Source organism: Chitinophaga sp. CCNWYY40, from assembly GCF_037483205.1.
Taxonomy (GTDB): domain Bacteria; phylum Bacteroidota; class Bacteroidia; order Chitinophagales; family Chitinophagaceae; genus Chitinophaga; species Chitinophaga ginsengisegetis.
Genome location: NZ_JBBHLF010000001.1, coordinates 608,729 through 633,434, shown reverse-complemented (window position 1 = coordinate 633,434; position 24,706 = coordinate 608,729). Strand labels below are relative to the sequence as shown.

General features: G+C 47.4%; 18 protein-coding genes. 5 read left to right on the top strand and 13 right to left on the bottom strand.

Going from position 1 to position 24,706, the window contains the following annotated elements; all coding sequences use genetic code 11:
* Positions 1 to 97 precede the first annotated feature (97 nt).
* Both V7S65_RS02590 and V7S65_RS02585 read right to left on the bottom strand, forming a co-directional pair.
* Positions 98 to 361, bottom strand: coding sequence for a hypothetical protein (locus tag V7S65_RS02590; protein ID WP_079468367.1), 264 nt, complete (start codon positions 359 to 361; stop codon positions 98 to 100).
* Between the two features lie 34 nt (positions 362 to 395).
* Positions 396 to 2,366 (bottom strand): DUF1963 domain-containing protein, encoded by a 1,971-nt coding sequence (locus V7S65_RS02585; RefSeq protein WP_336386308.1) that lies wholly within the window; start codon positions 2,364 to 2,366, stop codon positions 396 to 398.
* Positions 2,367 to 2,581: 215 nt separating this feature from the next.
* Here V7S65_RS02585 and V7S65_RS02580 point away from each other — a divergent pair, with 215 nt between their 5' ends.
* Positions 2,582 to 3,502: a DUF2268 domain-containing putative Zn-dependent protease gene (locus V7S65_RS02580; RefSeq protein ID WP_336386309.1), complete on the top strand. Its 921-nt coding sequence runs from the start codon at positions 2,582 to 2,584 to the stop codon at positions 3,500 to 3,502.
* Positions 3,503 to 3,746: 244 nt separating this feature from the next.
* On the opposite strand, the gene V7S65_RS02575 is transcribed toward V7S65_RS02580, so the two are convergent.
* The 11 genes from V7S65_RS02575 to V7S65_RS02525 form a co-directional block, all read right to left on the bottom strand.
* The gene (locus tag V7S65_RS02575; protein WP_336386310.1) at positions 3,747 to 4,859 is read right to left on the bottom strand and encodes an acyltransferase family protein; all 1,113 of its coding nucleotides are present in this window, start codon (positions 4,857 to 4,859) and stop codon (positions 3,747 to 3,749) included.
* 6 nt (positions 4,860 to 4,865) lie between these two features.
* On the bottom strand, positions 4,866 to 5,669 hold the full coding sequence (locus V7S65_RS02570) for a glycoside hydrolase family 16 protein (RefSeq protein ID WP_079468370.1): 804 nt from the start codon (positions 5,667 to 5,669) through the stop codon (positions 4,866 to 4,868).
* A 31-nt stretch (positions 5,670 to 5,700) separates the two neighbouring features.
* Entirely contained in the window at positions 5,701 to 6,345 is a 645-nt protein-coding gene (locus V7S65_RS02565; protein WP_336386311.1) for a carbohydrate-binding family 9-like protein, read from the bottom strand.
* Positions 6,342 to 7,115, bottom strand: a complete 774-nt coding sequence (locus V7S65_RS02560) for a glucosamine-6-phosphate deaminase (RefSeq protein ID WP_336386312.1) — start codon at positions 7,113 to 7,115, stop codon at positions 6,342 to 6,344. The genes V7S65_RS02565 and V7S65_RS02560 overlap by 4 nt, the downstream gene beginning before the upstream one ends.
* An 11-nt stretch (positions 7,116 to 7,126) precedes the next feature.
* A complete protein-coding gene (nagA, locus tag V7S65_RS02555) occupies positions 7,127 to 8,335 on the bottom strand; it encodes an N-acetylglucosamine-6-phosphate deacetylase (RefSeq protein WP_336386313.1) in 1,209 nt (402 codons plus the stop codon).
* Positions 8,335 to 9,657 carry a sugar MFS transporter gene (locus V7S65_RS02550; protein WP_336386314.1) on the bottom strand — a complete coding sequence of 441 codons (1,323 nt, stop codon included), beginning with the start codon at positions 9,655 to 9,657 and terminating at the stop codon, positions 8,335 to 8,337. The genes nagA and V7S65_RS02550 overlap by 1 nt, the downstream gene beginning before the upstream one ends.
* A gap of 5 nt (positions 9,658 to 9,662) precedes the next feature.
* A complete protein-coding gene (locus V7S65_RS02545) occupies positions 9,663 to 11,192 on the bottom strand; it encodes a beta-N-acetylhexosaminidase (protein WP_336386315.1) in 1,530 nt (509 codons plus the stop codon).
* A gap of 13 nt (positions 11,193 to 11,205) precedes the next feature.
* Positions 11,206 to 12,555 (bottom strand): glycosyl hydrolase family 18 protein, encoded by a 1,350-nt coding sequence (locus V7S65_RS02540; protein WP_336386316.1) that lies wholly within the window; start codon positions 12,553 to 12,555, stop codon positions 11,206 to 11,208.
* Between the two features lie 32 nt (positions 12,556 to 12,587).
* On the bottom strand, positions 12,588 to 14,162 hold the full coding sequence (locus V7S65_RS02535; protein WP_336386317.1) for a SusD/RagB family nutrient-binding outer membrane lipoprotein: 1,575 nt from the start codon (positions 14,160 to 14,162) through the stop codon (positions 12,588 to 12,590).
* A gap of 44 nt (positions 14,163 to 14,206) precedes the next feature.
* Positions 14,207 to 17,425 carry a SusC/RagA family TonB-linked outer membrane protein gene (locus V7S65_RS02530; protein WP_336386318.1) on the bottom strand — a complete coding sequence of 1,073 codons (3,219 nt, stop codon included), beginning with the start codon at positions 17,423 to 17,425 and terminating at the stop codon, positions 14,207 to 14,209.
* Positions 17,426 to 17,788: 363 nt separating this feature from the next.
* On the bottom strand, positions 17,789 to 18,853 hold the full coding sequence (locus V7S65_RS02525; protein ID WP_111580172.1) for a LacI family DNA-binding transcriptional regulator: 1,065 nt from the start codon (positions 18,851 to 18,853) through the stop codon (positions 17,789 to 17,791).
* Between the two features lie 542 nt (positions 18,854 to 19,395).
* On the opposite strand from V7S65_RS02525, the gene V7S65_RS02520 reads away from it, so the two are divergent.
* The 4 genes from V7S65_RS02520 to V7S65_RS02505 all read left to right on the top strand — a co-directional run bounded on the left by V7S65_RS02520 (position 19,396) and on the right by V7S65_RS02505 (position 24,704).
* On the top strand, positions 19,396 to 21,132 hold the full coding sequence (locus V7S65_RS02520; protein ID WP_339545085.1) for a glycosyl hydrolase family 18 protein: 1,737 nt from the start codon (positions 19,396 to 19,398) through the stop codon (positions 21,130 to 21,132).
* Between the two features lie 99 nt (positions 21,133 to 21,231).
* On the top strand, positions 21,232 to 21,621 hold the full coding sequence (locus tag V7S65_RS02515; protein WP_336386320.1) for a hypothetical protein: 390 nt from the start codon (positions 21,232 to 21,234) through the stop codon (positions 21,619 to 21,621).
* A gap of 90 nt (positions 21,622 to 21,711) precedes the next feature.
* Positions 21,712 to 22,407 carry an ABC transporter ATP-binding protein gene (locus V7S65_RS02510; RefSeq protein WP_111580169.1) on the top strand — a complete coding sequence of 232 codons (696 nt, stop codon included), beginning with the start codon at positions 21,712 to 21,714 and terminating at the stop codon, positions 22,405 to 22,407.
* Positions 22,408 to 22,418: 11 nt separating this feature from the next.
* Positions 22,419 to 24,704: a TonB-dependent siderophore receptor gene (locus V7S65_RS02505; protein WP_336386321.1), complete on the top strand. Its 2,286-nt coding sequence runs from the start codon at positions 22,419 to 22,421 to the stop codon at positions 24,702 to 24,704.
* Positions 24,705 to 24,706: the final 2 nt, after the last annotated feature.

The following is a 24,706-nucleotide window of genomic DNA, read 5'->3' as shown; positions in this document are numbered from 1 at the left end:
CTTCGAAAGTACGCATCAAAAAGGAATTTCATGCCCGCGGCAACCTGTTTAAAAGAAAGCGACTGCTATGTGCGGTTATCTATCTCCCCCCGGATAATTAATTAAAGGTACCTATCAACTGAAGTACCTGGCTGGTGGCCAGGGTTAAACCAAGTATCAGGAAAAGCCAGAACCGGAAGGTCCGGTAGGTTGGTTCCGCTATTATATAAATCACCATACACACAATCCAGAAAGCAACAGCGATACTTTTAAAAGTAACGGAGTTTTTCATATAGGTGCTCCCGATAATTAAAAGTATAAGTCCCGCTACTTCTATAGGAGGACCATAACGCTGCCAGAACAAAATTAATTTTCTTCTCATAACAATATAACTTTCATTATGTAATCTGTGAAACTTAGCTGCTCTCTATCGTTATAAACACCTTGCGGAAATCCTTTTTCGCCAGGTCGCTTTTATGTATAACAAAAAACAAGTCACCGGCATCTCCCCACGAAAAATCCCCGCGGGATTTTACAGTAAGCAGGATGGTCCAGTCTTCAGGGTTTCCTTTGCAGGCCAGCGCCGCCTGCAACTCCGGGGATTGATGCTGGGTGAAACCATAGTTGTTGATTTCATAATCACTTTCCTGCAGGAAATTAACCGGTTCTTCAAAAACTTCGTACAGGCTATCGAGTAGTGCTTCTTCCTGCAGTAAAGGTTTTGAAACCTCCCGGAAAATGTACTGGTTGGAATGCCAGGAGTAAAACCCCGGCACCGAATTTTTAACAACGGCATTTGCTTTATAGGGCGTGTATTGTCCGTTCTCCAGTTCATAAAAGTCCTCCTCCGGGAAGGAAAACCTTTTGCCCGATTGCAGGGTGGAGTTATCGGCCACATACAACACTTTACAAGGCAAATGCCCGTCGCGGGCGCCGATGTTATGGATAGTTTCCAGGAAAAAGAAAAGCGTTCCCGTTGCCGGTAAATATTCCTGCAACGGCGCCAGTGCTTCGCAATTAACCTGGGCTATAAATTCATACTTATAATGCTGCTTGTTATAATCGTCGTAATAATCAGGATAGTCAATATTCTCAGGCAGGTCGGGCATGCCGCCAAACCGGTGATTACCGGTAGCGGTGTAGTCTTCCTCTCCGGAATGATTAAACCCGATCGTCCGTTTTACAAGCGCACGTAAGGCTTCACCGTGTGGCAGTAACCCTTCTTCCATGAGAATTTCGTCGACGGGCCTGATTAACGTTTCGTCCTGTTGCGCAAAAAACAGTTCATCGTTCCACTTAACCGGTCCATTGCCATCTGCATCTTTGTAGGTATTATCAAGCAACTGCTGTTTATTATTCATATCCAGATCCAGCCCGGCAAAAGCTGAATAAGCGGCGGGCAGGAATGAAAACGGGTTATTGGCGGCGTTGATCTTCACAATTTTTGGCAGAGCCAGCAGGTTTTCGGGCAAAGTTCTTAATTGGTTCTTCGCCAGGTGCAGGTATTTAAGCTCCGGCAATTCAAACACTGAAATTTCGCTGAGCTGGTTGCCGTTCAGGTTAAGATATTCCAGGTGCGGCATATCCATGAGGTGGGCGGGCACACGCGACAAATCGCCGCCGGCAAACGAGCAATGTTTGAGCTTTGTGAGCTTGCTCATATATTCAGGAATACGGCACAGGCTTGAATCAACAATCACAAGATGCTCCAGTTCCTGGAGATGAAGCAGCTTATCATCCAGCCGTTCCAAGGGTAGCTTCTTCACCGGCCATTTAGCGGCGATCTCCACGTGCCGCAATGCTTTCAGGCGATAAAATTCATTCGGCAGCCGGTCGAATGTGGGATTGATAAGCACCAGTTTTTTCACCCATTCTACCGGGGCGGCTGCTGCTTCTTCCACAGCAGTAAAGCAATATCGTTCCCAGCTTAATTGTGCGGTATTTATCTTCCTGTAAATAGTAACCGAAAAAACCGGCTGATCACTCCAGGAAGGTTTCAGCTGCCCCAGCAACGCTACCCAGCCATCTTTAAAAACAACATCTCCAAAAAATTTTAGCGTATAATGAAACCGTTCACGGTTCATAGAAAGATAGGGCTCCTCATGTTTATCTTCCTTAAAGTGAATCACTCCTTCCGGTGCATCGCTTTTATAAATCCCCAGGGCGGGAATCACTATTTTCACTTCCCCGGTGGGCTGGTAGTCGTCCAGCAGCTCCGCCTTTACAGCCCTTTCCACATCGCTGGTGCGGGCAACAATAGTGATAAGTAAAGCGCCGGAATAATCGAAATCCTGTCCGGACTGCGTATCATCCATCTCAAAAATAAAATCGTTTATCTGAAAGTGATCTTTACCATCCGCTGGTGGCACAAAAGCATGAAGTTCCATAAGCCCGTTCTTTTGATATGGTTTCCTGAAATTGGGTTAACCGGGTTACCGGTGCGCTGCATAATTATACGAAAAGCCTGTTAAAAAAAGAATTTTCCGCTAAAAATTTTGCCAGATGACAACTCTCCCGTAGCCAGAAGGTTTCTTATTAATTATTTATTTCAACCCGTACATTCCTGTTAAAATTTGCTTCAAAAAAATTACTTTACATTATTATGAAGCCCTTTCAATTACCTGCTGCTATGCTTAAATATTGCCTGACGTTATTACTGGTTGCGCTTACCGGCACCGTTACCTATTCCCAGACAGCTTTTTCAAATAACCCCGACAGCGCTGTTTTTCTTACCAAAGACATAGATAATTTCTGGAAAGCTTTTGATCTTTTTAAAAAAGATACCACCGTTAACCCGTTTGGCAGTGCCTACATCGACATTGGCAGTGCGGGGGTGAAAGGATTTATTCCGGACAGGATTAAAAACGCCGAAAATTTGTATAAGGTGGTCAGGAAGCGCAGCAGCGACTATGAAAAAGTGAGGACCACAACTTTGCAGATGAAAGAAAAGGAAAAACAATGCAGAAGCGCGTTCTACGCTTTAAAATACTGGTACCCGCCGGCACAGTATCCGCCTGTTTATTTTGTGATTGGCGCTTACAATTCAGGTGGAACATTCAATGAGGAGGGTTTGTTTATTGGCGCCGAAAAACAAACTGATATCAGCAACATCCCGTTTATTGTGGCGCATGAGCTGATTCATTTTCAGCAAAAGAACTGGATGGAAAATCCAACTTTATTGCAGCAGAGCATTGTTGAAGGCAGTGCGGATTTTTTAGGAGAACTGATATCCGGGGCAACCACCAATAAAACCGCAATAGACTATGGGAATAAAAACGAGGACAAACTATGCCGGGAATTTGTAACAAGAATTGACAGTACAAACTATATCGACTGGCTATACGATGTTTCCCGGAAAGACAACCGGCCTAATGACCTGGGTTACTGGATGGGTTATAAGATCACACAACAATATTTCATGAAGGCCGCAGATAAAAAGCAGGCTGTCAGGGAAATTCTTGACATTAAGGATTATAAGGCTTTTTTGGCCCAAAGCGGATATCTGAAGAATTATATTAAATAAAATGAAAATATACTATTAGAACCGCATCTCCCTATCTTAGCGGACCCATGCGGGCCTCCAGGGGGGAGATAGTGCATGGGGAGTGCATTAACAGTGCATGGGGAGTGCATGAGGAGTGCATGGGAACAGTATTGATAGTGCATGGGCTATCCATGACATACGCAAGTCCGAGGCATCCGCGAAGCATCCCTGAGGTTCATCAGCCTCCCTGTTTTAGCCGGACATACGTGGGCCATTATTTAAATTACACTTTCACATATATCTTCCGCCTGTCCATCACATACCCAACCAGCCACATCATCAGCATATAAGCAATAGCAAACAACAGGGAAGCATTTTTGTCAGATAACCAACTGCTAAAAGCATCCCTGTAAATAATCCCCTTCACCGATCCTCCGTTTATGCGTATCATCCCCATCAGTACAATCACTACCCACGCAACAATGTAGATGAACAAGGGATTTTTACCGAATACTTCAAAGAAGTAAGTCCATTTCCGGAATAACCATACATCTATGATGGTAATCAATGCGGCGAGGATCAGCAAATCAAAACCGGTGGCATAAATAACATAGGAGCTGGTCCAGAGCGGTTTATTGATAGGCAGCCACCTGTTCCACAACGCGCCGGCTGCCACCAGCAATATGCCGGCAGCAAACAATTTCAGTACACCTCCATTCTTCTGCACAAAACTCCCCGTAAGAAACCCTGCCACCACATTAACAACAGCAGGAAATGTGCTCAATAGCCCCAGCGGATCAAACGGAAAGCCATAATGTTTATACATATGTCCGGGCGATAAATAAAGCGCGTCCAATCTGCCAACCACATTGCCTTCCAGGCTGTAAGGGCCGGGCGGTACACCAAAACAATACAGCACATACCAATACAACAATAATATCAATACGCACATACTAACAAGCGTCCGGCTATTGCAATAACGGATCATAAAAGCTGCGATGCAGTAACAAACCGCAATACGCTGTAAAACGCCCCAGATCCGTATGTCAGCCAGAGGCTTCCACATATAATGACCCTGTTCGTACTGAACAAAAGGGAACATACCGAGCAATAAGCCAATTACAAAAATGATGGCTGTACGTTTGAATACCTTCCCCATAAATTCAGTATGAGCAAAACTTTTCATCTTCCTCATACTGAAACTAAGCGCGTTTCCTACCACAAACAGGAAGGAAGGAAACACCAGGTCGGTCACCGTAAATCCGTGCCAGTCGGAGTGCTTAAAAGGTGCATAAATCGCATTCCAGTTGCCGGGCGTATTCACCACTATCATGAAAGCAACTGTCATGCCTCTCAGCACATCCAACGCAGGGTATCTTTCCGGTACAGATTTCATACTTAATTAAGATAAGGGGGTAAATTTGAATTCATGTATAATGATTTCTACGGCGTTGCCATTAGAAGGCGGTGCATTAAAAAGCCAGAGGTTCATGTGTATGGGCATTTGTAAGGTACTGATAGAGGTGGGCGTAGTCCAGGTTTTCGTTTCAAACTGGTTCAGGTTACCATTCTGGAAGCCGTGCAAACTCTGAAAGTGAATGGAGGTGGCATCGCGCCGGAACCGGTGTGTGGTATAGGTTCCGTTCAGCACAAAATCCTTTGCATAGGTTACGTTGCTGATGCCGGTATCACCGGTAGCCGGCCAAACCGTATAGTTCAGTATCGGCGCGTTGGGATACCCCCATCTTGAAAACTCAATATCCATTTCATCGAAACGGCTGTTCCCGGAATAATTAAAAAGCCCGAATACAATATTTTTATCCAGCGCATTTACGGCTCCTTCGATCTTCCATTGGTAGGTGCCATATCCGAACAACTGGGTACTTCTTACTTCTGCACATTCCCACCGGCCGGTATCATTATGCTTTTTAAGCACCAGGTGTAACCGCCCGTTGCTGTCTACCCAAACGTTATCACCGCTCCAGTAATTATTGTGAGGCCCTTGCTGACCGGCCGGCTCCTTTACGATCCAGGTGTAGCCGGAAAACTGGATGGTGGTTTGGTTTATGCCGTTCACCGCAACCGTATTGGCTTTGCCGTGCTGCACACTTGCTTTTGTTTGAACCGGGCCATCGGGCCTGGAGGAGGTACAATTTGCAAAACAAACAGGGATGGCTGCCAACAGCCATACAAAAATGCTTTTCATAACTTTGTACTTTTTATAGGTTAATGAATAATCAGAGAAAACAGATGTCAGCAAAATCTTCCCTCCGGTGGAAATCGGGCATAGCGGCCTTTACATCATTCCAGGTTAAAAAATGTGGCGCCGGCATTTCATCTCCGCACTTATAAAAATTGCCTTTTACCTTCATGGCGGTGAGCGTGGTAATGTTATGATAGCTAAATACCACCGCTGGTATAATCACCGTTAACTCCCAAACAAATGACCTCCTGCCATGCTCCACTGCCGATATGATATGAGTAGCGGTGGTGATCAGGTCAGTAGCCGTAACGGGCAGCGGAGCCCTGTTTTCACGGCTGGATCCAAACCCGGCTTTACACCAGCCGATGCAGTTAAACTCCAGGTTATAATAGTTGCCGCCATCGTCGCAGGCTACAAAAAATTCCACGCAGCTGTCTTTATGAATATCCCCGTTGGTAGAAGCCGCCGCCAGCAAATGACTTTCCTTTACGTAATATTTGAGCAGGATGGCATCTTCACTATGGGCAATGGAAAACGCTGCCTCCACTGCATGCGCATACTGAGGCCAGGGGTTACAACTGATCGGGATCACCTGTAGCCTGTCCAGCAGCCTGCTCACTTCAGCAGGCGCGGGTTTACCATACAACGGAATAAAGGGCACCTCCAGTTTCCGCATCATGATACCTTTTGATGACTTAGCCGGGCACTACTTTCCTCATCCAGGAAAAGTATGGCGCCGGGGTGATTTCGCAGGATAGTAGCCGGATATTGTTCCTGTATATCCTGGTGAATAGTATCGTATACGGCTGCTGCTTTTCGCGGACCGGGCACTACACAAAAAATATACGGCGCTGCCAGCAATGTGGGGATGGTCAATGTAACGGCATGTGTGGGCACTTCTTCCAACGTGGTGAAGCAACCGTCGTTTACCTGTTGCTGCCGGCACACTTCATCCAGCGTTACTATTTTCACGCTTTGCGGATCTTTAAAATCCGCCACCGGCGGGTCATTGAAAGCAAGGTGACCATTCTCTCCTATTCCCATACATACTATATCTGCAGGATGTGTTTGCAGCAGCGCGGCATATTTTTCACAGGCTGTTTCCGTTCCACTGCCATCGATATAGTGGATGGAATGAAAAGGTAACGCGTCAAAGATCCGGTGCTTCAAAAAGTTGCCAAATCCCTGTGGTGCATCTGCCGGCAGGCCAATGTATTCATCCATGTGAAAAGCATTTACGCGGTTCCACTCAATGCCGTTCTCGTGTAGCAGTGCTTCCAGGAACTCGTTCTGGGAAGGGGCGGCTGCAAAAATGATATTCACTTCTTTTTTATTTCCCAATAAATACCGGAGGGTGGTTGCCGCCATTGCTGCAGCTGCCCTGCCCATTTCCTGCCGGTCCGGATAAATCTTCGTGGTTAATTTCCCTGCTTTAAATTCCTTTATCATGTTTGTTTTATTTAGATAAGATAACCGGAGAAAGATTCTTTCGACATGTACACAATGTTTCCGTTCACGATGGTGGTGTCAATGTTTATCCCGTCGTCGAAGATGACGAGATCCGCATCTTTGCCTTTTACCAGTGTTCCTTTCCTGTCCTGTATATGAAGAATAGATGCGGGCATTTCACTCATCATCCTTACCGCATCACGCAGGGGTATCTCTGCCAATTCTATCATGTTCCGTACTAACCGGTCGGCAGTAGCTACGCTTCCTGCAAAAGCGCTGCGGTCGGGCAATTTGGCTACACCATCTTCCACCAGCACATTCAAACCATCTTTAAGGCTGCCTAATACCGATGGTCCTTCCGGCATGGCCGCAGCCCGCATGGCATCGGTGATCAGGGCGGTACGTTCGGGGCCTTTAATTTTATATACCAGCTTCAGCAACGGGGCAGGCAAATGAATACCATCAGCAATGATCTCTACGGTCATGCCGTCGATCAGGTAAGCGCTTTCAATGACTCCGGCATAGCGGTACGCATTACGCCGCGAAACACCGGACATACAGGAGTAAAAATGCGTAGCATGTGTAAAACCTGCTTCATAGCCTTTTATCACTTCTTCATAAATGGCATCGGTATGCGCCAATGCTGCCAGGATATTCCTGTTGGTTAAATATCTTCCGAATTCCAATGCGCCGGGCAGCTCAGGCGCAGCGCTCCATCTTTTGATGGCCGGCGAGCGGGAAAGTATATCCATGTACTCAGCAGGGTCCGGATGGCGGATATACCGCGGGTCCTGCGCGCCTTTCTGCTGCATGGAAAAATATGGCCCTTCAATATGCAACCCTGCAAATGCGGCGCCTTTATCATTCAGTTTGTGTGCCTGTTCATAAATAGCCAGGGTATCCAGCAAATCCTGCTTATCGCAGCTCAGGGTGGTGGGCATCATGGCCGTGGTGCCATAACGCGCATGCGTAATCGCAATCTGCAGGAAAGCTTCGATTGTATTATCCATAAAGTCGTGTCCACCGCCACCATGCACATGCATATCTATAAAGCCGGGCGCAATGTATTTTCCGCGGGCATCGATCTCTGTTGCGCCGGGTATTGCTATGTTTTTATCGCTCACCTCTGCGATGACGCCATCTGCAATGATCACGCAACCACCGCTAATCGTGCGTTGCGGCGTAAGCACCGTTCCGTTATATATCTTCAGATATTTCATTATTCATTTATGGTTTTCCGGTTCCAGCTTCTCAGGCCAAATGCATAAAATGCGTAAAAGATCAGGTAGCCATAACAGGGCAATAGTACCAGGTAGGCAATGCGCAATCCATACTTATCGGCCCAATAGCCATACAGGAGCGGCAAAATGGCATTGCCGCATAATCCCATCACCAGTAAAGAAGCGCCTGTTTTTATAAAGCGTCCGAGGTGGTCGAGCGCCAGCGGCCATATCCCCGCCCATATCATGGAGTTGGCGAATCCCAGGAGTACGATACACCATACAGAAACATCAGTATAATGTCCCAGCAGCAGCATCTTCCCCTGTACAAAGGGAATCATGCAGCTGAACAAAAGACCCAGTACCGTACAGATACGCAGTGCCGTCAGTTGCGAAAGGAACCGCGGTATCAATAAAATACCCAGTATATAACCCGTGATAGTGGCCGCTAAAGTATACGACGGAAATATCTTTGCTTCGAGAAATGGCATCCCCATACTGGAAGCGTAGTTGATGATACTGTCCACCGCAATCACCTGTGAGCCTACGTGAAAGAAAATGGCTACCGCGCCTAACACCAGGTGCGGAAATTCCAGGATGCTTTTCGGGCGCTCCTGCGGAACCGCCGCAGCCGTGGGTTCCGCATCGGTATCAATTTCCGGCAAAGGAGAAAATCTTATCAATAATCCCAACAAAAATAAAACAACAGATACCACTGCATAAGGTACCACCACCCGTTGGATCAGCTGATCCAGTATCAATTCCTTTTCCGGTCCCTGCATGGCGGGAAGCTCCCTGAAAAGCGTTTGATCGCCCGGCCGGATAATAGCCACTGCAAATAAAAGCGGCGCCAGTATGCCGGCTGCTTTGTTGCAGATACCCATAATGCTGAACCGCTGCGCGGCCCGCTCCTTGTCGCCGAGTATAGTGATATATGGATTGGCGGCGGTTTGAAGGATAGCAAGGCCCAAACCGATCGTGAAAAGCCCCGCCAGGAAAAGTGGGTAAGCCCTCGTAATACCCGCGGGTACAAAGAGCAATGTACCGGATGCCATGATCCAGAAACCGATCATCATTCCCTTGCGGAAACCTGTTTTCTTCAACAGGTAGCCGGCCGGCAACGACATCACCAGGTAAGCAATATAAAAAGCAAATGCCACCAGGTAGGATTGAAAATTATTGAGTTCACAGCCTATCTTAAAATAAGGGATCAGGATCGCATTGATCCAGGTGACCATCCCAAAAATAAAAAACATCAAACCGATGATCATAATGGGGATGGTATCTTCCCTTCGTTTGTACAATACTCCCTGCATGTTCATATGTGTCATTTGTTAGCCTCCAGCTTAGTTCTTAACTGATTCCATCTTTCATTACGTAAGGTATTTTCTGTTTCAATCTCAGCAGGAAACAATACGTCCCTGTTCATAAGAGAGAAACGTTTGTTCAGCTCCTCCGGCTTCAGATCATTGAGCTGTTGCAACAGGCCCGCAGCCTGATCGCGGGTGTAGGCAACATCATTCATCCTGGCTTCTATCATTAAACAAGACAGGTAATAAACCCGGATATCACTCATTAACAGGAAGTGACCGAAGCTGGCTTTGTTAGCGGAGGGTTGCAGGGAATATAGCACCCTGGCTGTTTCCCGGGCGCTATCCAGCAATGCGGCAAGCGAAACGCCCGGCTTCACCACCGCTCCCTGTGATACTTCATAAGGCGTTTTCTTCAGGGCATTCCAAAATGACAGGGCCTGCGTTTCATTAAAGCCGTATTGATCTTTGCAGTAGCGTGCAATGAATTTTTCTACTTCCAGCGGAGCTGTGGTACGCAAACTTTCAAAATACGCCGCTATCAGCATATCAAACCCCGTAATGGGATATACCCGGCGAATCGCATACAGGTCCGTAATATCGGTGGCCGACTCAAACACCGGCGAATATATTCCGGAGGTAGACCACGAGGTCATGATCATACCACGGTAACCCAACTTCCTCGCCTGCGGAATAAAGTCACGGATATTATTAAAATGTTTCTCCCAGTCGGCCAGGAAATAATTATCAGGCCCACTCCGGATAGCCGGGGAACCCCATATTTCAAACCCGCTCTGCATAAGCTTTTCATGATCTCCAAAACGGTTAAGGTCCCATCCATAGTTCCAGTCTATAAAAACAGTTTGCTTTGGTAAGCCCTGTAACGCGTCGGGATATTTCAATGCAATATCTGCCCACACTACCGGTATCTTGCCCAACCTTACTACTTCTTCACACAACATTTTTATGTAATCTCCATACAAACGTCCTTTGCCCACTTTTGCTACTTTTTGTCTGGAGGCTTCCGAATGACCAAGCAGATAAGTTTCATCGCCTCCAATATGAATATACCGGGAGGTATGTGTGGAGATGAGATCCTTATACAGCTCACTAAATAGTACCTTGCAGGCTGCCTCTTTGGTTGGGTTCACCTGAGAATAATCTTTCTGGTCTTCCCGGAGTTCCCGGTAGCGCCAGTGGCGGAGAATATATTCAACATGGCCAAAGCTTTGCTGGAGAGGGATCACATCAATACCCAACCCGTTGCAGTACTTTACAAAATCAATAACCTCCGTTCGCGTGTAGGCGTACCGGTTGGAAATAACGGCGTGTTGCTGATAAGGATAGGTGGCCTCCCATTCCATCACCAGTGTGTTGATGCCATGTTCACTTAACTGCCGCGCAAAGGCTTTCAACGCCGGCATCTTCATCACCTGTATGCGCAGGTCGAGATGAAAACCTTTCACGCGGAAAGTATCCGCCTGACCATTTACGGAAAGATACATGGCCAATATAAACACCACTGTTAATACACGCTTTGCCATCATAGTACTGCTTGTTTTATTTCAATGCGTTGAATATAGTGCCGGTTAAAGAATTGGCGCCTTTTACATCATAATCGCCCGTCCAGATATAAGCACCGAGGAAACCATTCTGTTTAAGATAAGTGGCTTTCTGCGTTACCAGTGGTAAGCCATTAAAGTATACCCCTTTGGAAATCGCCGCGTATTCCTTATCAGACGCAGTAGGCACTGCTGCCAGGATATCCTTGTAGGGAATATAGTTATAAGACGACCAGCTCAGGTTGTTCCCGTCTGCATCCAGCTGGTTATATCGCAGTCCGAACGCCGGTATGCCAAGCACCAGTTTTGAAGCGGGGTACTTTGCTTTCCACAGCTGCGCGCCGGCCACAAAATAATCATATCCCGAAGGCTGGCCCGGAACCTTACCCGGCCCTACATGCATGCCGTCTTCGAAGGCATGCACGTTTAGCCAGGTGGCGGCGGAGAGATCAGGATAACGATCATGATATTGATTGGTGGGCACTGTTACTGAAATAATAGCGCCTGCGCCAAGTGCCGCCCGCAGCTCGTTCAATAACAAACCCGTTGCTGCAATGTTAGCATTAATAATAGCAGAAGATGCGTTGATATCCGTCATCATGATATCCACACCATCCATTTTCTTCGCGGCAATATAACCTGCAATGGCCTTTACCAGCGCCGCTCTTTTTGCCGCATCAGTGATCACGGCGCCAAAATTATTACTCTGGCTCACGCTCCATCCATCGCCCGACAACGTGCCGCTTACACTCAGCAACACCGGCACGCCGTTGATGTGCGCCCTGCCTGTCAGCTCTTCGGCCTTGCGGTAAGGCTCTCCTTTTGATATGTCCATCACGCCGGCAGCTGTGATAGTACCTACTTTGTACGCCAGGTGCGTGATCGTGTTCCAGTCGATATACTTATAGCCGGCTGTATCATTCAGGTATGCCAGCACAACACCGGCAGCCGTCTTTTTCTGATACGTGTCAGGCACTACAAAAACATCGCGGTAGCGACTGGTGGTTTTACCTTCATAAGACACCTCCAGCCGGATACGGAAAGCGCCGCCGGTTGTGGCGGTAAATGCAAAGGTATCTGCAGTAGACACTTCTTTGTCGTTTACTTTCCACGAAATAGCCACTTTGCCTCCGGGAGAATATTGCATACCGGTAAAGGGTAGCTTCTCCCCCATCATCAACACCCTTACACTGTCCGGGCTTTCCGGGAACAGGGCCACTTCATTGAATACACGCGGTGTAAACGGCCTTCCATCGGCCTGTTCATCTGCTTCATCTTTTTTACATCCTGCTATTATCAGGCAGCATCCCATAAAAACCGCCAGCAATAAATAAATGGATCGTTTCATCAGTTAATATTTTTATTCCTGTGTTTGGATGTTTATTCTTTGTCCCACCATACTCTTTTCAGCCAGTCATCTTCCCCTATCCGGTCAATGGCAGCCTGCACATTCACTTTGTTCTGCTCTTTTTCGGACAATGGATACTGGAACCGGCGTGGTATAGTCAGGGAGCTGGATTCATTGTTGGGCGTAGCCACCAGTTCAGGATACCCGCTCCTGCGCCAGTTGGCAAACAGTTCCGGCCCGTTCAGCATTAAAGCGATCCACAACTGGTTATTGATCTGCTTTAATTCCGTTCCCGGCTGCAGCGGATTGTTGGTTAAGAAATCAGCTATTTCCGCATCGGGGATCACCGGCCCACCGGGGTAAAGGCTCAGCTGTTTCATGGCTGCCTCTACCCCCTTCTGATAATGCGTAGCCGCATCTGCACCCAGTGTGAGCCCCAGGCGTACAGACGCATCTGCCAATAACAACTCCACTTCTGCATAGGTCAAATGCAGGAAGGGAGCGTTATTGCGCATAAAACAAGTATTCATCTCACATTTCAAATCACCGTTCACTGCGTTATAATTGGCGCCATTGGCGAGTTTAACTGTAACCGGACCAACCCAGTCTTCATACACATACTTACCAGGTTTGGATCCCACCAGCCCCAGCACGCTGGCTCTTACCTGCGCGGTAATATCTTCCCTTTCAAAAGGTTTCAGCGGCACATTCTGTTTATAACAGCGTGGTATGTAGTTGATACGTGGGTCGTTGGTATTTTTCAGCTGATCCAGGAAAGTGGTAACCAGCTTCGGCATGGCGCTTTGCTGGTTGATGGCGGCCGACACGGAGTTGCCACGCAGGTCGGAATAATTATTCTGGATGTCCATGTGCTTCGTCATGCAGTTATCCGCATTGCTGATCATAACGCCGCCATCTGCATTAAAGGCTTCCTGTATTTCCTTCTTTGCCTTTTCTGCATCACGTTTCACCAGGCGCAGGGCCAGCCTGATCCGGAGGGAATTGGCAAATTTTTTCCAGGCGGCAATATCCCCCTTGTAAAAAATTTCATTGGAGACTTTATCTTTCGCAGGGTCCAGTTGCGCGGATGCAGCTTTCAGTTCTTCAAGAAAATTATTGTAGATGTCCTGCTGCTGATCATACACAGGACGCTTCACCTGGGTGTAAAAAGCGCTGCCGGCCTGGGAATAGGGTATATCTCCATACAGATCCGTTAACCTGGCAAAAGTATATACTTTCATGATCCGGCAGATGGCATTCAGGTTGGTTTTTGATGCTACGCCGTTGGTGCGTTCTACAGCATCTACTATATTCACCACATCATTCTGATAACTGTTTTCCCACATTACCCACATACGCGTAATGTCTTTGATATACATGCCTCCTACCCGCGCATAATAAGCGGCGCCCAACTGTTGCATCATCGGCATCAGCACAATGCTGTTGGTACGTTCCTGCGTAGAGAGATCTCCGGAAAACCATAGTTGTGCAAAGATCAACTGGTTCTCGGGGTTTATTTTGCTGGACTTGGTGGGATCTGTATTCAGATCGCCGAATTTGCTGCAGGCGGATATCAGCAGCAACAGCGCCAGTAGTATATATCTCATTGAATGGTTGCTTTTAGTGTTCATGTCTGTCATGTTGTGATCATTTAGAACTTGACATTCAGGTTAATTCCCCAGCCCCGTCTTGATGGAAGTGAGCCATATTCCAGTCCCTGGCCGTTACCGTTATTATAATTGGAATCCGGATCCACGTTGGGGATATCTTTATAGATGATAAAAGGATTCCTCGCTACCAAACCAACTGCCGCATCTTTGATCGCTAACTTCCTGTTGAAGGCGCCCGGCAACCTGTACGTCAGCGTGATTTCCCGCACCTTTACATAGGTAGCCTTGTAAATAAACGGCACCGCGATACCATTACCATCGGAATAAAAACCACCCCAGTAAACAGAGGGATCTACTGCCCGTGTATTTTTTGTGTATACCGGTTTGCCGCCTGCATCGGTGCCGGTTTGTACTACGCCTTCAGGTACGTATCCTTTTACATTTCCGGCTGCCTGCCATTCGCCGGGAGTTTTTTTGGCGGCGAGCCTTTCCTGCTCTGAAAGGATCCATTCCTCGCGCCCCGGTAATGTTTTCACGCTGCTGCCTCTTACTACGGAGAACAGGTCTGTCATAGAGAAAATATCAGCGCCGTATTTGATGTCGAATGCGGCATTGAGACTGAAATTCTTATAGGTAAAACGGCTCATCACACCACCGGTCCAGTCGAACACGCCTTTGCCCAATACTTTTCTGTCGGGTGTAGGTATCGGATTTAGTGAAGATGGATTAAGGATAATGTTTCCGTCCGGATCTCTCTGGTAGTCATATCCGAGGATAGCGCCGTATTTCTGACCGGGCATAGCGGCTACCAGCAGGCCAAGCCATCTTGCTTCTGATAAAGCAATAAACGGTACATCATCTGCCAGTGATTCTACATTATTGATGTTGCGTGCAAAATTCAATGTGAGATCCCAGGAGAAATCCTTTTTAGATACAGGTGTACCGGACAATAACAATTCTATTCCTTTATTGGTGATCATACCCGCGTTGATGATCTGTTTCGGATACCCGGAAGAGATAGGCGCCGGTACAATATTGATCTGGTCCCTGGAGCGGGAGGTATAATACGTTGCATCAAAATTGAGACGGCCGTTAAAGAATTTCAGATTGGTACCGGCTTCAAATGAGCGGGTCCTGGTGGGTTTCAGGTTAATGTTCGGTAATATTTTGGTGGCCAGGTTAGCCGGTTGCACACCGTTAAATGCCAGCGGGTAAAGACTGTAATACACATCCAGCATGTAAGGATCAGTGTCGTTACCTACTTCTGCCCAGGAAGCCCTCAGCTTACCGAACGACAATACATCGCTCTTCATTTTAAACGCGTCGGTAAAAATGAAACTGGCAGATACGGATGGATAGGTATATACGTTGTTGTTTTCGGGTAAGGTAGACGAAGCATCGGTTCTCACCGTAGCATCGAGGTACAGGTAATTTTTATAGCCGAAGGTGAACAATCCATAGACGGATCTTATTTCCCTGCGGCTGTTATTTTCTTCGATACTTTTATCCTGGTAGCTGTTGATGCTGATAACATCTGTTACCGTCATATTGGAATAGGTAGCGGTAGTGCCTTTCCTGATACGCTGGTTAAGGCTGGCGCCGAGGCGTGCAGAGAAGTTAAGATCGGGTGTAATTTTTTTGGTAAGGGTAGCCATGAAATCGGCCTGGGTAGTGGAGTACTTCTGATCCAGTACATTCATCATGCCCGAAAGCGCCAGCGGTGTTGTACGCGGACTGTATTTCCGGTAGTCCAGGAAGGTGATATCGGTGGAAGCCCTTGCCAGGAAACTCAGCCAGCTGTTAACCGTATAGGTAGCGTTGAAAGCACCGGTGAGCCTGTCTTTCAGCGTAACGTTCGACATTTCATAAAGGATCCAGTAAGGATTCAGGCGGTAGGCGCCGCCACCCCATTCCACGTATTCACCCTTGTCGGATTTATAGGTATCGGAAAAAACAGATTGATCAATGTTATTGGCCAGGCCGTTAAAGTTCTGGCCGATGTTGGTGGGCGCATCTCCCAGTCCGGCCCTGTTGTTAACCCTTTCGTTCAGATAGGTGGCCCTTACATCCACATCGAGTTTGCTGCCGAATTTAGACCGGCCACTGAATGTAAAATTATTGCGGCGGATATCACTGTTCGGCAGGATGTCTTTATACCGCAGGTCTGAAACAGAGAAGCGGAAGTTGGACCGGTCCGTTGCGTTGGTGAGCGACAGTGTATTATTCAGGGAAGATCCTGTTCTGAAAAAGCTCCCGAAATTATCTTTTGCGAGGGCATAGGGCCTGGTTACGCCGTCGAATCCGATGGCATTCAGACTGGGATCCAACCGGGGTCCGAAATTGGTGAACATAGTGCTTTGCGCCTGCGACTGATCCTGCGGCAATTGCCCGGAACGGCCCTGTCCATACAGGTATTGGTTGCCATCTACTTTTGTAAGCTGGTTTTCAATGGTAGCGGTGCTGTTCAGTTCCACGCCCAATTCCTTCGACTTCGCGCCTTTTTTGGTAGTGATAAGGATTACGCCGTTGGCCGCGCTGCTACCATATAATGCAGCGGCAGACGGGCCTTTCAGTACGCTGATTTTATCGATATCATCCGGGTTAATAGCGGAGATGGCATCGCCCATATCCACACCTTCCGCGAACTTGGTATCGCCTACCTGGCCGTAGTTGGAATTATCCATCGGGATGCCGTCGATAACATACAGTGGCTGGTTGTTGCCGGTAATACTGGTATTTCCGCGGATGATAACCCTTGAAGAACCGGAGGGGCCTCCGGCCGTACTGTTGATGATCAGGCCCGGCACTTTTCCTGCGAGTGAGTTGATCACGTTGGTTTCCTTTGCTTTGTTGATATCATCTCCTTTTACTTCGGAAAATGCGTAGCCCAGCTCCCGTTCTTCTCTCCGGATACCGAGGGCGGTTACCACTACATCTCTGAGTGTTTCTGAACGCGACTGCAGCCTTATGTTCATGAGGCGTTGCGTTCTGGTGAGGAAGCCGGTACGTTCGTATCCAATCATCTGGATGATGATACTGTCGCCGCCCGCGGCTTTGATGGAATAACCGCCATCACCCGCCGAGATGGCCGTTTCCTTACTGTTTTTATTGAAGATACTTGCGCCGGGAATGACAGCGCCTTTTTCATCGGTGATGATGCCCTTTATAACAGCGGGGGCCTGCGCAGCGGCATAATGCCGGGAAGCCGCCAACATCGTTATACATAAGTACAGATGCTTAAACTTGACAATTGCATTCATGGTGGTAGTGATTTTGGTTCTGGCCTAATTCGATAAGTACAAGCAGTGATCAATAAATACCCGCCCGGCTTCACTTTATCCGGAATAAAGCGCAGCGCATTCTGGTTGACTAAATACTCCCTGGCAACAACGATGAAATAATACAGGCTGTTAAAAACGATGGCTGAAATTACGACCGTTAACGTACACGAAAAAAAGGTAAAAAAGAGGAATCGCCCCAAAGCACAATTCCATGCACGTTAACGAAAGAGGTAAAGGAATTACAATATCCCTCATTTCGTTAACGTACACGAATATAGAAATAAAAATCAGAAAATGCTATCTATCGTAAAATATTTTTTTCCGGAGAGATAAAAATCAGGGTTAATTCCTGTAGTTGAGATAGTTCTCCCTTGTGATGATATCAATAGGCATGTACTGCTGCTGTTCAATCACAGCGCCGTGAACGAGGTGGTCGTATAAAGCCATGATGCCTTTGTGTCCCTGCTCCTGCGGCTTCTGGCAAATGAGGAAATCAATCACCGACTTTCTGAGATAGTCGATATTCTCTGCGAGGAAATCATAGCCTATCAGTTTGATGTGGCCAAGACCGGCTTCTTCCAGGTAACGCCCTACCGTGGCTACCCTTGAATTGGTAACAAAGATTATATCCACCGGCGTTTTCGCCAGTGCTTTGTGTAATTTACTTTTTACAGATTTATAGTCGGTTTGCCGGATATCGGTTTTTCTTATCTGGATGTCTGCAGGATGTGTTTTATAATATGCCCGGAACCCTTCTTCTTTCCTGAGCAGGTGATGATGCAGGTCCATTTCCCTTGATATATTAACAATCAGTACCTGCTGCCCTTCCCTTACAAGATAGCTGATGAGATGCGCCGCGAGGTAACCGCTCTGGTAAAGGTCCGGCCCAATATACGTGAGGCTCCCGGCTGTTTCGATATCTGAGTTAATAAATACGAAAGGGATCTTCTTCGCCCGGCATTTCTTAGTGAAATTCAGGGACTCTTCTTCAAACATAGGCGCCAGCAGAATACCCTGGTATTCCTTCTTTAAAATTTCGTTGGCCCTGGCAGTGAACGTAGTTTTATCGTTCTGATCAAAAAAGTAAATTTCCACGGTTACCCCAAAGTCACGTATACCGGCAGCCGCCTGCCTGATACCATTCAGTGGCGCATTCCAGTATCCTGTTTCGCCGGAAGCCGCCGGGATCAGCACCGCCAGGTGAAGAAGCCTTTTGGATGCCAATCGCCTTGCCATAATATTTGGCTGATAATCCAGGTCCTTAATAATCTCCAGTACCTTTTCCCTCGTTTTATCCGCCACACCGGTACGGTTATTCAGTACCCTGTCTACAGTGCCGATGGAAACATTTGCCCTGCGGGCAATTTCCTTCACTCCTACCAATGCTGCTTCTTTTGTATCTTTCATTAACTGGTTTATTGAGCATTCAATTATTCGGCTTACAGCAGCGAAGGTATGCCTGTTCCGGCAAAACCTGCTATACCAGCCGGTAATACATCAAAAATACTAATTTAATCCTGTTTTCATCTATTCCCGCCTCCCACATCAATACCTGATATTTTTATTGTAAAACTTGGAAATGAAGAAATAAAAGTTATTTTTGTGTACGTACACGAAAATAGGTAAAAAAACGTTCGCCCAAAAACACATCTCCCATTATTGAGAAAGCAGGTCTTAAAAGACAGGCTTCCATGCTGCATTATTATACCACTTCTTTAAGGGTATAACGATGATGGCTACCCGACTGTATAATATCAACCAGATCATGGGTTCCCGGTAATTTCCGCACCGGGCAAAACCAGCTATTTAAAATATTTCCGCTTATCATTTACTGTTCATTTAAACCAAAGAAAATGAAACAAAAACTAGTCGTATCCGCTATCCTGGTGTTACTTATTTCCGGCTGTACAAAAATCCGGTATATGCTTAACACAAACAAAACGGGGCATATGTCCACACTGCAACTGGAAGAAACCGGGTTTAAGATAGTGGCCTATCTGCCTAAATATACTTCCACACTCGCAGATCATATCAATGCCTTTGATTTCTCCAAAGTCACCCACCTGAACATTGCTTTCTTTAACCCGGATGTAAACGGTAACTTCCCTGCATCACAAGGCACCGGGCTGGATACCATTGTGTCAAAAGCGCATCTTAACAACGTTAAAGTGCTGTTGTCGCTCGGTGGCGGCTCCAATCAGAGCCAGTATGCCAACCTGCTCACTGCAGCCAACAGGGCGGCCTTCATTACCAAAGTGGTCAACCTCGTATCACAATACAATGTGGACGGTATCGATGTAGACCTGGAAGGAGATAACATCGATGAAAACTACGAAGCATTTATCACCGGGTTGTCGGCTCAACTCAAACCCAACGGAAAACTGCTCACCGCAGCCGTTGCCTGGTGGACGCGCGACCGTGTTACAGATTCCTGTCTCACTGCCTTTGACTTTATAAACGTAATGGCCTACGACAAAGCCGGCGACGAACATTCGCCATACAGCTATGCGAAACAACATGTAGAATACTGGAAAGGACAACGAGGACTGGCAGCAAATAAAATAGTGGTAGGCGTGCCATTCTACGGGCTATACACGGCATCCGGCAATTTACAATCCATGAAATTCAGTGAGATCACCGCACAATATCCCGGCGCCGAAAACAAAGACACCGTGCGGCGCACAGATGGAAACGTAGTTAACTACAACGGCATCCCCACCATTCAGAATAAAACAGCCTATGCCCAGCAGGAAGCCGGCGGCATTATGTTCTGGCAGGTACTCCAGGATGCAGGCGGATCGCTTTCCCTTCTCAATGCTATTCACGACAAAATAAACAGCAGCACCGGATGGGCGCATCCCTACATCACCTGGAAATTTGACCTGAGCTCACCGGCGTCTGCCACCTTCACCGACTCCACCGCTGCCAAAGCCTCTGTTTCCGTAAAAGGAACACCCGGCTTTCTCCCTGCTCCGCCATATGGCTACGGGCGAGTATTTCTGCCGGCCACCTGCGGCGGATACTTTCAGCTGCAACCCGGCACTAATCCTCCCGGCCTGAAAATCGCCGCCAGCTCCACCAACACCCCGGCAAAACTTTCGTGGTATACTATCGACGAGGCAAAGCCACTGGCAGCACTCACTTTTAATCTCAACCTCAATGCTGCCTTAACAAACGGTCAGCTGATCATTCCGTTTGGCTACAGCACCACCAGCAGCAGTACATTTAATAACACCAACCAGCTCACTTCCGTTAACACACCCGGCGTTTTCGCAGCTATCCGCCTGGATTTTTACGGCGGCAATTTTGCCACCCTCTCCTACCGCAATGCTACCTTCGGATACACCACCATCAACAATACGGTATTCAATAAAACCGGGAACTATAAAATTGAATTATACTGCAACAACAGCAGCGCAGGAGAGAATTATACAAAAGGCGCCACCAGCTATACACTGCCGGCACAAACCTATAATCTCTGGGTAAATGATGTGCTGATACAAGGCGCTTCTTCCTTAACAAACTTCCCGGCTACCGGGGAACTGGCGGCCCTCAGCACCATCAATAGTTTTTCTTTCAACGCATCAGGCAATACAGGAACACCTGGTACCACGCCGCCAACAAGTGCTAATTCGCTGCTGGCTACGTTGAGTAATATTTTTATCAGTTTTGATCTGAAGAACTAAACGGGGAATTTTATTAAAATGCCCGGTGATTTTTTGAATCATCGGGCATTTTAATTTACTCCTGTTCCATCTCCCCAAAATAAAACTTCCTCCGTTTTAATGAAAATTGTAACTTCGTTGCATATTTTGAATAAAAAACAAAAATACCGCCTTCAGCTACTCTCCAGGACCGGAGCAATATTTCTATTGCTTATATTCCTGAGTGCCCCGCTGATAGAGGCTTTCCACCATCATCACTGCAACCCCGGCACTGAACTGCTGCTAAAAAAACATACGGATACCGGCGATCATCAATTCAATACTATCCATGCAAAGTGTAAGCTGTGTGATCTGATAAAACATCAGTCGCATCACTTCCTGCCAACACAATTGCCTCACCTGGTATTCATCTCCCCGGTTAAAAAAACAAACGCTTCACTTTTCCGCGTACAGGCTTATTCCGGCTACCTGCTTTCCTGTACAAATAAAGGGCCTCCCGCTTTCTGCTAAATCATTTACTGCTATTGGATGTAACATCCGGTTCCTGATTTTTCACACCTGCTATACGGGAGGTGTATTGCTGCTTATATTCTATTTTTTATGCTTCAGGCAATATCGTTATCAAAACATTACCAGTCGCACGTTGCGCTGGACAATCTCAACCTGGAAGTTAAGCCAGGTGAAATTTTCTGTTTGCTGGGCCAGAACGGCGCGGGCAAAACCACTACCATCAACCTGTTCCTGGGCTTTACTGCGCCTACATCGGGGAAAGTAATGATCCACCAGAAAGAAGTGCGGCCCGGCGACGCCGAAACTCGCAAACACCTGGCGTATATCCCCGAAGTGGTCATGCTGTATGGCAGCTTAACCGCCACCGAAAACCTGGACTACTTCAGCCGGCTGGCCGGTTTTAAGTATGATAAAGCCAGGCTCACTGCTTTTCTTTCTGATTGCGGCTTACAGCAGGAGGCGCACGACAAGCACCTCTCCGGCTTCAGCAAAGGCATGCGGCAAAAAGTAGGCATCGCCATAGCGCTGGCAAAAAATGCGGATGTGATCCTCATGGATGAACCTACCAGCGGACTGGATCCCAAAGCCACCGATGAATTCACGGGATTGGTCCGGGAACTGGGCAGGCAGGGCAAATCCGTGTTAATGGCTACGCACGATATCTTCAACGCCGTTAATGTGGGCGCACGGATTGGCATCATGCGCAAAGGTCAGCTTGTGCATACCTTAAACGCCGGCGATATCAATGCCCGCGATCTCCAGGAACTATACTTACAAACCATTTAGTTACATACTTCATGAAATTTCTTTCTTCTTACCCGGTGGCCAGGAACTTATTCCTGGTAACAGGCTTTGTGTATTTGTCACCGGCGGCAGCGGCGCAAACAAAGGTTATTGATTCTTCCGGAAAAAAAGTGGAATTACAAACGGTGGAAATCACCGGTACCAACGCACAAAAGTATTATGGCGACTATTCCTTCTCGGCCACAAAGATCGCATCTCCCAACAAAGATATTCCGCAGGCTATTTCTTCGGTATCAAAAGAGCTGATCGCCGACCGGCAGGCATTTACGCTGGCAGATGCCGTGAAAAATGTAACAGGCGTTTCCCAGAGCAGCTATTATAACCAGTTTGCGATACGCGGTATCAGTCAGAATGAAGAAGGCGCTATCATCAATGGCATGCGCACGCGCCAGTACTTTTTTAACCAGCCGCTGACCAATAACCTGGAACGCATTGAAGTGATCAAAGGACCCGCCAGCGCTACTTTTTCCAGTGTTGATCCCGGCGGCAGTATCAATATGGTAACAAAAAAACCACTCACGGAAAACAGGAAACAGGTAAGCATCTCCACCGGCAGCTTCAGCACTATAAGAGCCGCACTCGATTTCACCGGTCCGTTGAACAAGGAAAAAACACTGCTGTACCGCCTGAATGTAGGATACGAAAACAGCAAAAGTTTCCGCGACCTGCAATACAAAAAAGCATATCTGATTTCACCTTCGTTTTCCTATGTGCCCAATCAAAGCACCAGCATGAACGTAGAGCTGGTGATGAATAACAGCAACTCCAGGCTGGACCGCGGACAAGCCATATTCGGGGCCATCGCCGGGCAAACCAACCTGAACAGCACGCCTGTCAATTTTAATATGGGTGGCAGCAACGACTATTTCAATACACAGGACCTGATGCTGATGATTAACGGCTCCCACGCCTTTACGTCAAAGGTGGTTTTCAATGTTGCCTACATGAAGCAAACCTGGAATGAAGACCTCTTCGAACACCGCACCACCAATGCGTTTGGCGTAGATGAAAACAATGCTCCTATCCCCACCTTAGCCGGCATGCGCGCCGTACAACGGCAACAGAAATGGAATACAGATAACCTCAGCGCCTATTTCAGCATCAACACCAACACCGGCGCTGTAAATCATAAGATCGTAGCGGGATACGACCGCATGAACACACAGAAGTACCGGGGCGGCGGCGAAAACTCTGCCCAGGGCTACCGGCTGAAAGATGGCACCATCGCCACACGCTACGACCCGGCAAAGAAAGAGCTCTATCTTTTTAAAACAATTAACGGCGTAAATGCACCGGTGCCTAATGTGGACTTCTTTAACCTGGCCAATCCCAGTTATACCATCCGTAACCTGGGCGATTATATTTTCGGCAGAACAGAAATTCCTCCCGCTTACTATCTCGTTAACGGCGTATACATCCAGGACCAGGTGAACTATCAGAAGCTCACTCTCACACTTGGCCTGCGGCAGGAATGGTATGAAGATTTCAGCAACTATAAACTTCCTAACGAAAAGAAAATTTCCCGGCAGAAATTGCTGCCCAGGATAGGTGTTACCTATGCCATCACACCTGATATAAACCTGTACAGCACTTACCTCCGCGGCTATCAGCCGCAGGGCAATACCTCTACACTGGTGGTGGTACCGCCGCCGGCAGGCACCAATTATAAACCGCTGGAAAGTGATCTTAAAGAGATCGGCGCAAAATCAACCTGGCTGAATGACCTGCTGATGGTGAACATCTCCCTTTTTGAAATCAATCAGAAAAATTTGCTGATGAATGCCAACGACCCTGAAGATGTGAACCGGCTGGTGGAAAGGGGCGCGCAACGCAGCCGCGGAGTAGAACTCGAAGCCTCGGGGTTTATCAGACCCAACTGGCAATTTAATGCGGGGTATAGTTTTGTGGATGCCATCATCCTCGAAGACTTAAATCCAAAACTAAAAGGTGAGCGCGTACAGAACACGCCCAAACACAGCGGCAGCCTGTGGACCCGCTATGATCTGGACGACAATAGCCTGTTAAAAGGAATTGGCTTTGGCGCCGGCATCCAATACAGCGGCAACAAATTACCGTGGTACATCCGCGATTTTACGCTACCCGCATACACTTTACTGGATGCCGCTTTATTTTATAGCCCGGCAAAAACAAGAATACAACTGGCATTGAATATCGGCAACATCCTGAATAAAACCTATTGGATAGGTGCGCAGAATTATCTCCGCCTCTTCCCCGGTTCTCCCAGAAATGTGATGTTCAACGCTACCTATAAATTCTGACC